17 protein-coding genes are annotated in these 12870 nt (G+C 60.2%); 5 read left to right on the plus strand and 12 right to left on the minus strand.

Going from position 1 to position 12870, the window contains the following annotated elements; all coding sequences use genetic code 11:
* Positions 1–167: 167 nt before the first annotated feature.
* Complete coding sequence (locus tag AC0L3O_RS21770; RefSeq protein ID WP_091590273.1) at positions 168–629, minus strand: GFA family protein; 462 nt, start codon at positions 627–629, stop codon at positions 168–170.
* A gap of 257 nt (positions 630–886) precedes the next feature.
* Between AC0L3O_RS21770 and AC0L3O_RS21775 the strand changes: the two genes are divergently transcribed.
* Positions 887–1504, plus strand: coding sequence for a TetR/AcrR family transcriptional regulator (locus AC0L3O_RS21775; protein ID WP_287374455.1), 618 nt, complete (start codon positions 887–889; stop codon positions 1502–1504).
* Positions 1505–1563: 59 nt separating this feature from the next.
* Here the strand turns inward: AC0L3O_RS21775 and AC0L3O_RS21780 are convergent, their stop codons facing one another.
* The 5 genes from AC0L3O_RS21780 to AC0L3O_RS21800 form a co-directional block, all read right to left on the minus strand.
* Entirely contained in the window at positions 1564–2514 is a 951-nt protein-coding gene (locus AC0L3O_RS21780; RefSeq protein ID WP_245268704.1) for an NAD(P)/FAD-dependent oxidoreductase, read from the minus strand.
* 59 nt (positions 2515–2573) lie between these two features.
* Positions 2574–3047 carry a DUF2269 family protein gene (locus AC0L3O_RS21785; RefSeq protein WP_473535176.1) on the minus strand — a complete coding sequence of 158 codons (474 nt, stop codon included), beginning with the start codon at positions 3045–3047 and terminating at the stop codon, positions 2574–2576.
* On the minus strand, positions 3047–4333 hold the full coding sequence (locus AC0L3O_RS21790) for an SDR family oxidoreductase (RefSeq protein ID WP_473616546.1): 1287 nt from the start codon (positions 4331–4333) through the stop codon (positions 3047–3049). Before AC0L3O_RS21790 ends, AC0L3O_RS21785 begins: the two co-directional genes overlap by 1 nt.
* 238 nt (positions 4334–4571) lie before the next feature.
* Positions 4572–4790, minus strand: coding sequence for a hypothetical protein (locus AC0L3O_RS21795; protein WP_236388317.1), 219 nt, complete (start codon positions 4788–4790; stop codon positions 4572–4574).
* Positions 4791–5571: 781 nt separating this feature from the next.
* Entirely contained in the window at positions 5572–5862 is a 291-nt protein-coding gene (locus tag AC0L3O_RS21800; RefSeq protein WP_473616547.1) for a hypothetical protein, read from the minus strand.
* A gap of 80 nt (positions 5863–5942) precedes the next feature.
* Here AC0L3O_RS21800 and AC0L3O_RS21805 point away from each other — a divergent pair, with 80 nt between their 5' ends.
* Positions 5943–6635 (plus strand): DUF899 domain-containing protein, encoded by a 693-nt coding sequence (locus tag AC0L3O_RS21805; protein WP_473616549.1) that lies wholly within the window; start codon positions 5943–5945, stop codon positions 6633–6635.
* A 69-nt stretch (positions 6636–6704) separates the two neighbouring features.
* On the opposite strand, the gene AC0L3O_RS21810 is transcribed toward AC0L3O_RS21805, so the two are convergent.
* The 5 genes from AC0L3O_RS21810 to AC0L3O_RS21830 form a co-directional block, all read right to left on the minus strand.
* Entirely contained in the window at positions 6705–7199 is a 495-nt protein-coding gene (locus AC0L3O_RS21810) for a hypothetical protein (protein WP_287052275.1), read from the minus strand.
* A gap of 157 nt (positions 7200–7356) precedes the next feature.
* Positions 7357–7977 (minus strand): DUF4142 domain-containing protein, encoded by a 621-nt coding sequence (locus AC0L3O_RS21815; RefSeq protein WP_473616550.1) that lies wholly within the window; start codon positions 7975–7977, stop codon positions 7357–7359.
* 47 nt (positions 7978–8024) lie between these two features.
* Positions 8025–9422 carry a cytochrome B6 gene (locus AC0L3O_RS21820; RefSeq protein ID WP_473616551.1) on the minus strand — a complete coding sequence of 466 codons (1398 nt, stop codon included), beginning with the start codon at positions 9420–9422 and terminating at the stop codon, positions 8025–8027.
* A 109-nt stretch (positions 9423–9531) separates the two neighbouring features.
* Positions 9532–10035, minus strand: coding sequence for a DUF2243 domain-containing protein (locus tag AC0L3O_RS21825; RefSeq protein ID WP_287052269.1), 504 nt, complete (start codon positions 10033–10035; stop codon positions 9532–9534).
* A 281-nt stretch (positions 10036–10316) separates the two neighbouring features.
* On the minus strand, positions 10317–10496 hold the full coding sequence (locus AC0L3O_RS21830) for a DUF3606 domain-containing protein (protein WP_128247528.1): 180 nt from the start codon (positions 10494–10496) through the stop codon (positions 10317–10319).
* 112 nt (positions 10497–10608) lie between these two features.
* Between AC0L3O_RS21830 and AC0L3O_RS21835 the strand changes: the two genes are divergently transcribed.
* The 3 genes from AC0L3O_RS21835 to AC0L3O_RS21845 all read left to right on the plus strand — a co-directional run bounded on the left by AC0L3O_RS21835 (position 10609) and on the right by AC0L3O_RS21845 (position 12240).
* Complete coding sequence (locus AC0L3O_RS21835; protein WP_287052267.1) at positions 10609–10761, plus strand: hypothetical protein; 153 nt, start codon at positions 10609–10611, stop codon at positions 10759–10761.
* Between the two features lie 135 nt (positions 10762–10896).
* Positions 10897–11316, plus strand: coding sequence for a DUF983 domain-containing protein (locus AC0L3O_RS21840; protein WP_473523392.1), 420 nt, complete (start codon positions 10897–10899; stop codon positions 11314–11316).
* Positions 11317–11835: 519 nt separating this feature from the next.
* Entirely contained in the window at positions 11836–12240 is a 405-nt protein-coding gene (locus AC0L3O_RS21845) for a hypothetical protein (protein WP_473616553.1), read from the plus strand.
* Between the two features lie 147 nt (positions 12241–12387).
* On the opposite strand, the gene AC0L3O_RS21850 is transcribed toward AC0L3O_RS21845, so the two are convergent.
* The coding region (locus AC0L3O_RS21850; protein WP_473616554.1) for a YciE/YciF ferroxidase family protein at positions 12388–12870 on the minus strand (483 nt) is incomplete at its 5' end.

Raw genomic sequence — 12870 nt, forward strand, 5'->3', positions numbered from 1 at the left:
CCGCGCCGCCATGTCACGCCCAAAAGCATAGTTCAGTTCGGTGAGGCCGTGATGAACCTGGCCGATCTGCCGAAGATCGAGCCGATGATGCCGCATGACGACAGGTAGATGCCGGACAGCGCCGAGACCATCACGTCGATGGCACCCAAGTAAATCGACTCACCAATTCACAAGCCACTCATGATCATTTTCCCGACTGCCAAAAGGCTCGGGTAATAGCCGCTGTACTTGGGCAGGCTGCCGGGCATGTCCAGCACACGACGGTGATAGAATATATCCATCCGAACCGGCGGCAGCCGGGCCCCGGGCTCGAAATTGCTGGCCGGGATGAACATCGTCTTGAACGGCCCAAAGCCCGCAACCTCCACAACCGGCTTGCCGCAGGTCCGGCAGGCCCCGCGATTGAAGTTCGGCGGCGGACGGTATTTCTTGAATGAAATATTGCCGGCGTTTTTCAGCACGACACCCTTGGCGCGAACGGCAGCCACGTCCGCAAACGGTTTGCCGTTGAACGCCTGGCAAATCAGGCAGTGGCACCGGAATCTACCCTTCGGGGCAGTACGCACCTCGAACGAGCAAGCGCCGCATTCGCAGGAGCCGTGCAGTGGCAACAATGGGTCGGTCGTCATGTGCTGATGCTCCTGAACTCGATTTGATGACGGCATGCTGGTCACCGGAGCATCATGTTGAAGATGGTATCGATTGGCTGTCTGAAGGGCGCGCGCAGAAGGTTGGAGAGGTTCCAACGGCCCCGCTCATAAATCCCTTTGATTTTTGCGATTGCGTTCATGGTCCACTCCGATGTAGACAGAAGAAACTTACGCCCTGATGTAGCCCCTTAAGTAGCCAGTGTCAACAATGTATTCACAAGAAACTTTGAGGTACCATGCAGGACGCACCCAGCCGCCCCTATCACCACGGTGATCTCCGCCGTGCGGTTATCGAGACGGCGTTGGATATGCTTCGGGAGGAGAAGGGCTGGCAGTTCACCCTGCGGGAAGTCGCCCGCCGGGCTGGCGTAAGCCACGCGGCACCCTACAAGCACTTTTCCGATAAGGCCGCGCTGCTTGCGGAGATCGCTATGATTGGGTTCGACCGGCTGCGCGAGTCCCTATCGGCAGCGAAGTCTGAAGCGCCGAAAACTCTGCGCGACGAAATTACTCCGATAGCTCGAGCCTACGTCGCGTTCGGAACGGACAATCCGGCTCTCTACCGCCTGATGTTTAGCGCGGAGGAGGGAAAAGCGGTGGGAATGCATCTCAATGAGCGGGCGCTGGCGGTATTCGACGTTCTCGTCGAAATCCTCCGGCGGGGCCAGGCTGCGGGGAGCATTCGCAAGCGGCCTATAGAAGGTCAGGCGGCAGCCGGCTGGGGGCTCATCCACGGCATGACCATGCTTGCGATCGATGGACTCCTGGTGCCCGAGAAGGTGGGATCGGCCCCCTTGGATGCGGCCTTGAGCACACTGTTGGAGGGGCTGGGAAACCCAGCACCACAACAATAGCTGGTGCCATCCCGCTCGCCCCGCCTACCGTATATCTGTGCCCTTTAATGTTCAGGGCCTTATTCGTAGCCGAGGGCCAGGTCATTGTGAACATCTGTCGCAGCGATCGCAGCCTGGCCGAAGGCGACTGCGATCTGGTTCAGAGCCTTGACCAGGTCGCCGATGGCATACACCCCCTCGACCGAAGTCCGCTGATGCTTGTCGACGATGACATAGCCCTCGTCGCAGCATTTGACGCCCATTGCCAGCGCAAGGTCGGAACGCACCTGGCATCCCATCGCCGGATAGATGACGTCGAAATGGCGCACCTCGCCGTCCTTGAGGATGGCCTGGTAGCCGCTGTCGGTGGGAACAAACTTTTTGAATGCGTCGCAAATAGCAATGTTCTCTTCCGTGGCCACGCGTCGTGTGCTGGCGGAAAAATCTGGAAGATAGCGTGCGATCATTGTGACGTGCTGCGTATACTGCTTGAGGAACAAGGCCTCTCGCAGCACCTGCGCCTCGTGACCGATGACCGCGACCTGACGATCTATGACTTCGTAGCCGTCACAAACCGGGCAAAGGCGTACGCTGCCTTTGGCGATGGCCTCGCGCAGACGCGGAATTGCAGGCACGACATCGACGATACCTGTCGCCAGGAATACCTTTCGGGCGACGATCCGCCCGCCGTTGGTTTCGGCGCCGAACCCGCCTACGGTCGGCTCGACCGATGACGCGTGATCCTGGATCAGTGTCGCTCCGAACTTGGCGGCCTGGGAACGAAGCCGCTGCAGAAGATCGGGGCCGCTGATCCCTTCCGGAAATCCCGGACAGTTGCGGCTTTCCGCAATCAGCCTCGCGCGCGGTTCACCCGCGTCGACCACGACGACCCGATGACGGAACCTGGCGAGATAGATAGCCGCCGCCAGCCCCGCAGGTCCACCGCCAACGATGAGAACATCCGCTTCAGTCGCGGACGAGGCTGAATGTCGGCGTTTGCGCGCGGGTTGATCCATCCGCGCCGAACGCATTCATGGGAAAGATGTTCCAGCGCCGAAATCGAAGCCACGACATCTGTCGCGGCAAGGCGTTACCACTCGATCGTCGGCCGCGCGATCATCAGCCAGAAAATCCCGAGGACGGCAGCAAAGGCGGGAAAGCCGAAGGCGAACCACAGCCGGAAAAGCCTGGTATACCGGGCCGGCAGCGGGGCCCCCGTTTTGGCGGCTTCGGACGCCAGATTGCGCATTTCCCTCTGCATCCATACCACCGGCAGCCAGAACACACCGGTGACGATATAGAGCGCGATGGACAGCACGATCCAGCCTTCGGAGAGCGAGTAGCCCGCCAGCCAGGCGAGCGCGACGCCGGTTATCGGCTGCGCCACGACGGCAGTTGCCGTGAAGAGAAAGTCGGCGACCACTACGATGCGCGCCACTGCCGCAATTGTTGCCGCATTGCCGGTCCTGTGGGCGAGAAGCATGAAGAACGCGATGCCGGCGCCGGTGCCAAGCAGCACGCTGGCACCGATGACATGCAGGAACTTCAGCACGAAATAAAGCATCAGCGCTCCTCCAGGATCGCCAAGGCAACAAAGTGAAGGACGATGATCGGCAAGACCTTCAGGAATGGCCCAAGTGGTTCGTTCCACAGGTCCGGGCGCAGGAAAGTGCCCACGACCAGATAGAACAGCGACAGCGCGATGCCGGCGTAGAGGCCTTTTCGCGCCGTTGGCCGCCAGGCTATGAGTGCGCCGACGACGATGTCGGCAAGAGCGCCGGCGATCACGGCAGGCGCCGACAACATGCCAGCCCCCGTGCTTTGCATGAGGCCGATGCCGTTGCCGTAGCCCGTGGTCAGCGAAACAATCCCTGTCATGATCCAGAAGAACGGCAGCACGACGAAAATTGCAGGCTTTGTGAAATAAAGCCAGGCAAACCATTTCTCCTGCACCGTCGCAGGATTGAGCGCGAGGAACTGCGCCAGGCTTTGTGGCCGCATGCCGGTCAGGGAAATCCAGTCCGACGGATCTCCGAGCGCCCCCCGTGCGATCTCCCTGGCGGCATTGGTGCGCATTGGGGGCCGCCAGCCGAGCATCGCGGCAAAATCGCCGAGGCGATAGAGAAGCCGCGCACCCCAGCCCGGTAAGACCAGCCTGGCTGCAGGAGCCCAGCCGAGCCAGCGGCGGAAAGTACCGACAATCTCATCCATGGTCAGCTGTTCGGGACCGGCGAGTTCCAGCGCCAGACGAGACGGACTGCCGGGATTGAGAAAGAAGAGCACCGTCGAGACCACATCCTCGAGCTGCACGACCTGCAGCCGGCCGGTATCTGGCATTGACGGCAGGATCGGCAGCGAGGCCAGACCGCGAAACAATGCACTGGCTCCAAACACAGGCCGGCCGAGCACCACGGAAGGGCGAAGGATTATCCAGTCCAGGTCAAGCGCCATCAGCGCCTGATCCCCGGCATATTTCGTCGCCGAGAACGACGAAGGCTGTGCCCGATCCACTCCCATTGCCGAGAAGTGGATCACCTTGGCAACGCCGGCCCGCGCGCAGGCGAGAAAAAGAGCCGCCGCCGCATCGCGATGGACTTGCCCGGTCTTTTCGCGCGGGCTGTCCTGCAGAACGCCGGCGCAGTTCACCACGGCATCGACGCCAGTCAGATGCGGCAGCCAATCTTCAGGGCGTAGCGCGGCTGCCATATCCAGCACCAATGTCTGGTAATCTCGGGCGGCATTTGCCCGCGGGCTACGCGCGATGCCGACCACCTCATGTCCTTCGGAGACGAGGCGGGCGCAGATCGAAGCGCCGATCAAGCCGGTAGCTCCAACAACGAGAATTCTCATCGGACCCCGATCTCCGGCAGCCACGAGATCGTCGCCGTTCTATTCGGCGCGTATCTCCTCCACGCCGTCGATGTTTTTCCGGCGCTGCGAAAGCACACGTCTTTCGGCCAGCTGCTCAAGGTTGATGATGACCATAGGCGTTCAAGTCGAAGGTGGCGACGTTTACTGCTGTCCATGGTGCGCGCTTGCAGCGTTGCTCCCACACGATTGTCCTCCCGGCGCCGCATGACCAAGGTCTCTAACGCGATGGGGCGGAATCCTCATTCCTGTACTCATGAATGAGACCAAGGATTTGCGAGCGGACCAACTCGCGAGCCTCGGGCTGAACGAACGGCATCAACAGTTCGACCCGTTCCTCGACGCTCTCTGGGAGATCCGCAGCAGGATCGACGAGGTCGTTACCGTGCGCGTAGAGATTTTCCGTCAATTTCTTATCAAGGTCGGAAAAAATGCCCATTGATCTGCTCCAAACCAGCTTCTCTGCTTAATTGAAGGTTGACGAAAATGTTCCCCGGATGATCGATCACAACAGCTGCTTCTCCGGCCGAAGCGCTGGGACTGGTCCAGCTACACTTGTCCGGGCGGCAAGGAATTCAGGCAGTGTCTTAATGTGGGAGAATTAGAGAGACATTTGCGCGAGGTGCGAAAAAGCAACGCCAATACAGCTGATTAGTGACGACGTAGGTACTCTCGCAGATGTGGTATTGGCCGTCCGGCGATTCCTGCACACGGTCCCGTGGGATGTTGAAATTATGCGGCAAGTAAGTGTAACCACCGTCTATCCTGGACCGTACCGACGACCGAGGTATGGCGCGGCAATCAGAGCCACCGCAACACTTGAATTTCGTCAGTGGGTCAATCCTGTCCTCGTACCAATCATGGGCGCTGGCGGCAGTTGCGGTGGCGATACACATCGTGAAGACGAGGCTTCGCATGGCGTTCCCCAGGTATTTGGCAGGCGCTGCTCGTTCGAGCGTCCATGTATATTAGCGTTCCATTAGAAACACCATTGGCCTCCGACCGACCAACGCAGCTCCAGCAAGCGACGCTCGCGCTGAAAGACTGCATTGGGTCAACCCTGCCAACAACCGGGAGTCGTCTCATTCGTTTCCGTGTCGGCCAAGCGCGGTGAGATTGCGTTGGATTGAGGGCTAATGCGCGCTCCCGATTATTGCGGTAGGCGATTGCTGCAGGTCCGTTTGCAGCCCCACATTGAAATCCCGTCACACTTGTAACTCTCACCTCTCCGGCTGCCCGAGATAGCGTCTTTTTATCGAAAACGTGGAAACGGCGAATTCGACCGCAGGACCGGAAATGACGATGTTTGCAGCAAAAGAGAAAGCCACTTCGTTGCTCGGGCAGGCGGTCGATTTTGCCGGCCGGCTCGGGCTCGCCGCCGCACCGACCTTTGCCCTGATGGCCTGGATTTCTGCTGTCGGCTCGGCGGGCATGACCATGTGCTCTGCCGCCTCGCCTTCATGCCGATCAACGACATGGCCCTGATGGACCTGCTGATGAGCCTCTTTCACCTATCGCCGTGGCTGAAGCTCTTTTCCGCCCGTTCGCAGCACTGCAACACTTCCGTCGCCCAAACCCAAGGAGACTGACAATGCAACACGCTGTCGTTTCACGCGATAACTGGCTGACCGCCCGCCGGGACCTCCTGCGAGCGGAGAAGGAACTCACGCAGCTTCGCGACAAGGTCGCACGCGAGCGGCTCGCCTTGCCCTGGGTGCGTATCGACAAGGAATACCTGTTTGACACGCCGGATGGTCCGCGTGCGCTCGCCGATCTCTTCGACGGCCGCTCGCAACTTCTCGTGCAACATTTCATGTTCGCGCCGGGATGGAAGGAAGGCTGCCCGAGTTGCTCGTTCATGGCTGATCACACCGACGGCATGAACAAGCATCTGGCGCATCACGATGTAACCATGATCGCCGTCTCGCGCGCGCCGCTGGCCGATATTGAGCGCTACCGCAGACGTATGGGCTGGCAGTTCCGATGGGTGTCCTCGAACGGCAGTCCGTTCAACTACGATTTCCGGGTCAGTTTCACGCCCGAAGAGGTCGCCACCGGGCACATCGACTACAACTACGGCGAATGGCGGGAAACCGGCGAGGAATGGCCTGGCCTGAGCGCCTTCTACAAGGATGAGGCTGGCACCGTCTTTCACACCTACTCCGCCTACGGCCGCGGTGTGGAGGTGATGATGGGCACCTACGCCATGCTCGACCTGATGCCAAAGGGCCGCAACGAAGCTGAGGGAATGGACTGGGTGCGCCGCCACGACCGCTACGCGTAGGCCCGCGAATGAGCCCGGACGGAAAACGAGAAATATCCGTCGCATCTACAAGCCGCTGCCCTGGAGCCATCAGCCTGGCTCCTCACGAATTTCCGATATCGCCGCCCTTGGGCCGGCGGGCCGACCAAACACTTCGCTGCTTGCGGCTTCGAGCTCGCTCAGAGATCTGGAGAGGGTCGCGCCCCAGACGACATGGACAGCCAGCATCAGAAGATTTCGGTAGGCGGGGTGCCGCCAGGCTGGCGCGAGGATATGGGCGGCGGGAATCCATCCGAGATAGCTGAGCGCCCACACGCCGAGGCCATAAAGGATGCCGTTGCCACGGCGCATGGGCAGAAGCGCAAAAATCGAGCCGGTCAGGGCTCCAAAGCCGAAATGGGCAAGCAGCGTGCTTGTTCGCGCGTCCTGCTCGTCACCGGCGGTGGCGACACGCTCGACGATCTCGCGCGGTGGCAAAGGATAACGGTCCCGGTCGTCGAGCAACGGATGAAGGTGCCGCATGGCGATGGTCATCGCCAGCGTGGCCGCAAGTCCTGCCAGAGCTCCTGATACGACCCGCTGCAAAAGCTCCTCCCGCGATGATACTGCGAAACGGCAGTCTGGCTCGATTGTTCCCGACTACCGCTGCGCGGGATAGTGGGCGGCCGCTCGCCGCAAGAAAACGCGACGAGGACTGGCCGAGGAATAATGCAGGAGACAGCTTGATGTTGCCGCCGGCGGGCTACTGCTTGGTCGGCGCCGTGGTGTCGTCGGCGATCGCCTGGCTTGCCAGTTCCGCCTTGATGTCGCGCGCCAGTTGCAGATGCTCGAGCACTGTCGGCAAAGTCTCCGAGGCGAAATGCTGAAGGTCGGCGTCCTGTCCCGACCCGATCTCCCATTCAAGCAGCTGCACCGTCTTCTGGTGATCGGTGATCTGCCCGCTGATATAGGCCATATCGAATTTCGCCCCGTCGAGCTTTTCAAGCTCGGCCCGCTGCCGCTCGTGCTCCTCGTCGAGCTCTTCCGGCAGCGGGATCTTATTGGTCTCAGCGAGAGATTTCAGTTTCGCGTTCGCCGCCGAGTGGTCGTCGACCATGCGACCGGCAAATGCCTCGACGGCGGAGTTGTCGGACTTTTTCGCGAGCTTGCCGAATTCGACCTCGGCTGCGCCGCCGGCGGCGGCGAGCTGCGCGAACAGCCGGTCCTGGTAGTTGGTCTGATGAGGCGCCGGCTGTCCCGGCGCCTCCATCCTGGTATCCGGGGCCATGCCGGCCGGGTTTCCGATCTGGGCCAAAAGGGGCGATACCGAGAGAGGCGATGCGCAAAACACCGCCAATCCCAAAGCAGTTGCAAAGACACGCATCAGAACCTCCATCGAAGATGTGCCGGGATCGGTCGGCCAGCCGGGTGTCAAAGCGCGAGCATATAGGCAACGAGGTCGTTCTTTTCGTCCTGGGTGAGCTTGGTGCCGAGCACCAGGTTGAAAAACTCCACCGTATCGGCGAGCGTCATCAGACGGCCATCATGCAGATACGGCGGCGTGTCCTTTATGCCGCGAAGCGTAAACGTCTTGATCGGTCCGTCCGGCAATTCCACCATGTCGTTGAAGGTCTGCCCCGGTCTATAGAAGCGCTCCAGCTTCAGATCGTGCATGTTGTTGTCCATGAACGACGTTTGCGGGACATGGCATTGCGCGCAGCGGCCCTTGCCCATGAACACGCGCTCACCTGCCAGTTCCTGCTCGCTGGCCATGGCGGGATCGAGCCGGCCGAACGGATCGAGCTTCGGCGCCGGCGGAAAATCGATGATGTTCTGCATCTGCGCCATCATCGCCACCTGGTTTGTACGATCGGGCAGGTTGACGCCCTTCCTGGTAGCGCTGACATGATCGCCGTTGAAGTATGCGGTGCGCTGCTCGAACTCGGTAAAATCCTCGACCGAGCGCAGCGACCGTTTCGACCCATGGATCTGCTGGTTGAACAGACCGCGCAGGCTGGGCGTGTCAAGACGGAAGCGCGCGGCCTGCGGTCTGACATCGGGCGTCAGATGAAAGGCAGCGTTGGTGTTGAAGTTGGCATGGCAATCGAGGCAGGTTACGCCCAGGCTCTGCGCCGCCACCTTGCGGTCCTCGGTCTGATTGAATTCCTCCTGCGGGAATGGCGTCAGGAGAAGCCGCAGCCCTTCCATCTGAACCGGCGTGATGATGCCGTTCATGATTTCATAGTAGTTGCGGATCGTCAGCAACTCGCCGCGGGAAACGTCGCCCAGTTCCGGATGGGTAGTCAGGAAAATCGGTGACGGGAACTCTGGCGTAAGGTGATCGGGAAGATCGAAATCGACGTCGAAGCGTCGGAGATCACGCCCCTCCTGCCGGCCGATCTCGCGAATTTCTTCTTCCGGAAAAACCTGTCCCCCGGTCGCCTGTTTGACATGCGGCAGCGGCAGAAGACCGTTGGGCAGCAGGTTGCGGTCACGGATCTCGCCAGGGCTCATCTCTGCCAGGCCCTGCCAGGTCTGGCCCTTCGCCAGCTTGACCCGGACGCCGTGCTGGACAGGTTTTGTCCCGCCCGACATCATTGCGCCTGGCATGGGGCGATCCGACAAATCGTATCGCTCCTCCAGCAAAGCCCTCTGGCGCGCCATCACGCGCGGCTTCTGCGCTTCGTCGTCGGCCTTGACGGCGGAGAATGGACGGGCGGGCAATGGTCGGTAGGTTGTATCGGGCGGCAGTGGATCCGACAGTGCGCTGAGGCTGGCGGCAACAACGACAAGAGCGCACGGAATGCCTGCATTCAACACTCTGCGCATTTTTCCCTCCATGGCTGAAGTGCCCCGAACCGCGCTGCGCGTGATTTGTTCCCGCAGCGAGCGGCGCATCCGGATCGACCAGTTCGGTGCATGCGTGCAGTGCCGGAAACTAGCGAGGCTCGCCTGGCGTCTCCCGTTTGCCCCGCCTAGCCAGCGCCAGGCCGCCGATCAGCATCAACGCACCCCAAACCAGGAACCCGATGTCCCAGTAGATCCACTGGTCCGGCGGGACGGTTTCGTTGACATGGTGGATGCCGAGAAGCTGGTGATTGATCACCCCTTCGACCAGGTTGAACATCCCGAAGCCCATGAGCATCGTCCCAAGCAACATCTTTCCCGACCACCAGAGATGAGATTTGTGAGCGGTGCGCCAAAGCACGGCCAAACCAAGCACGACGAAGATGTATGTGCCGGCGTGGAACAGGCCATCGAGAAGCGTGTTGAACCTAAGCTTCTCAACACTGTCGGCGGGATAGCCGGCGCTGGTCGCCATATGATGCCACTGGAGCAACTGGTGCAGCACGATTCCATCGAAGAACCCGCCCAGGCCAAGCCCCAGCAGAATACCTGCGGACGTCGGAAAACGGCGATGCTGCGAAGCCGTGGTCGCCATCCCTCTCCTCCTTTGGCACCCCCAACTTCGGGCCAGGCCATGTGTTCCCTGCCCTACCTGCGCCTTGGATATGCGTGCCTCACATCGCAACCACCGCGCAACAATTATTAGCGGCGGGCTCACCGCCTAAAACGACTCCAGCGTTTGCAATGCGCCTTCCTCGCGACAGGCTGCATCGCCGGCACGAGACTCCAGGCCTTGGGAGATCACTGAAATCGACGTCGGGCGCGGATTGTCGACTGCATGCTTGGAGGCGGGCATCGCGCCGAAGATCGACCCGACTAGTCCTCCTTCTTCAAATCTTCAGCTTCGTCCTTCAGCCGCTGCCAGTCTGCGCCGTGCTTGCGAAGCAATGCCCGCGCTTGTTTGGGCGTCACGCCTGTCACCTCCGCGAGGTGCTCAACTTCTAGTTCTGCACCCTTCTTAACTCGGCTCGCGTCGCTCGTACTCTTGACCGCCATCTGTTGCGTCCTCCTTGGCCCAAGGTCAGTGGCAACGAATGTTGAACGTTGTGGTTCCGTACCCGTGGAACTAACTGCCGGCCGTGTAGTTCTACCGCCGAAGGAGATCTCAATGCTTCGATTCTTGATCAGTCTTGGCGCGCTGTACGCGGCATTTCAAATTGGCCGTGAGTTCGGCCGCATCGAGGCGGAGGTCATCCAGATTCCACGCGACGATCGTCGTCCGACGCCTGGAAACGGGAGAGAGTTCGGCGAGCGGACCTAAGGGGTTCTGGTAGCCCCTAAAGCTTGCGCTATCTACGCGACATTGGCGCGAGCAAAACCAGTTACTTCTCGTCGCCGAAATCCAACGAGGACGCAGCCTGCCTCGTAACAATGCCGCGGTGATGTGGTTTTGAGGATGACCTACAACGAAACGACCAACCCCGTCCTAACTGGTATCAGGGGCCGTTGCCCGCGCTGCCAACAGGGGCATCTGTTTAGCACCTATCTCAAGCTGGCGCGGAGTTGCGATGTATGCGGATTGAATTTCTCGTTCGCCGATCCGGCTGACGGCCCGGCCTTCTTTTCCATGTCAATCGTGGCGTTCCCGGCGCTGGCTTTCGCACTATGGTTTCAGCTCACGTATGAGCCGTCTTATTGGATGCATGCGCTCACCACCTTGCCCCTCACCGTTGGCGCGTGTGTTGCATTGCTAAGACCGCTCAAAGGCTGGCTAGTTTGCTCGCAGTACTTCCACAAGGCTGAGGAAGGCTCCATCGACCGAGCATGGCATGCAGCCGAAGCTGAGCGCCAACGGCAGCAGCCGCCGAACACGTGAAGTGTATTGGCCAAGGAGGTAGGTAGAGCCGCAGCACCTTTTGGCCCGCCAATGCTCCCAACTACCGGTTCCGATTCGTAGCTGATACACGGCGCAGAATCATGTCGGATAATGGCCATGCTCGTCGCGGAGGTGCTTAATATGCAGCTTAACGCCTCTGGCCCACTGCTTCGCCGGCCGTTTCTTCAACTCTTTGGGCGGTAGACCGGCGTTGTCCGGAAGCCTTACCGTCGATAATCGCATTCTCGATCTCAAGCTCACTGGCGGCTTCGATGAGCAGTGTATTTGCGCGCCCAATCTGCATCGGTTTTCCTGAAGACCAGGGTAGGCACGTTCGGAACAAATCCGCCACCCGCGGCTTAGAGAAGTCCAGAGCAATTGGCAGGGCTCGCGAGGACCAAACGTAGCGAATTATCTGACGCTGCCTACGACTACAACGAAGGATCGGATCAGGGTGGTCGTGGACCGAGCACCAGCCGCTGCAGCCTGTAATTAAACTGCGCCTTGAGACAGCCGCCGATGATTGAAGAGCGCCAGGTGCAGCGTGGCTATTACGACTTCTTGATCTTCCAATTCCTCTTCGGTTTCGGTGCCGGAGGAAGAGCGGTTTCAGTCCTCAGTCGTTGTTCCCGAAGCCGAGCCGTCTTTGCGTCTCGTGCCGCGCGCTCGACCTCGATCAATTCTCGCGCAGCATCCGACGTGCGCTCTTTTCTGTCTTGTTTTTCTTTGTCGGTGAATGCTTGTCTTTCCCGCATTGATCTCCCCGATCCGACAGCACAGCGCTTTGTTGCCGCACCGAACCATTGTCGCCAGATCGGGTTCCACCCGGAAGCAAAAAAACAGCCGCCTCCTCCCACACGGGCTACATCCATTCCCAAAGCGCACGAACGCGATCGTGCTTTCGTTCAATCGATTTTCACGTGACAGAGATGTTAGGCTCGAAAAGGAGTTGCCGCAGGCTTGGCGCCCGGCCGGCCGGCACCGGCGACAAAGGCGCGCCGCCGTCGTCCGGAGGCGCGTTCTCTCTATTGTTCATGACGTGCTCATTGATTCCGTCGAAGCGCCGATTACCTAGGCAGCTTCCTGCATCGCTCTCTCGTTGACGCTGGTCTCTCCAAGCTGCGTCAGCGCTTCGTCAGTCGCCTTTTCCTCTTCGAGCGTCTCCTCGAGCAGCGGCACGGCATCCTTCAGGCCGAGCAGTCCGGCCCAGGTGATCAGGGTGCCATAGCGGGCGATCTCATAGTGTTCAACCTCTTGCGCCGCCGCCACAAGCCCAGCGTCCAGAGCTGGAGCTTCCTTGAATTCCTCAAGTATCTCCTGTCCTTCCTCAATGATGCCGTCGATCGCGGGACAAGTCTTTGCTTGTGGCCGTTTGCCGAAGATCTCGAAGACCTGCTGCAGCCGTTCGATCTGAGCTTCGGTCTCGTCGCGGTGCTTTTCGAATGCGGCGGTCAGTTCGTCGGATTCGGCACCCTTCGCCATCTTCTTCAGCGCAGCCAGGATTTTGCGCTCAGCGTAGTAGACGTCCTTCAGTCCGTCGTGGAAAAGATCTTC

It is taken from the genome of Mesorhizobium sp. WSM4810, assembly GCF_055811235.1.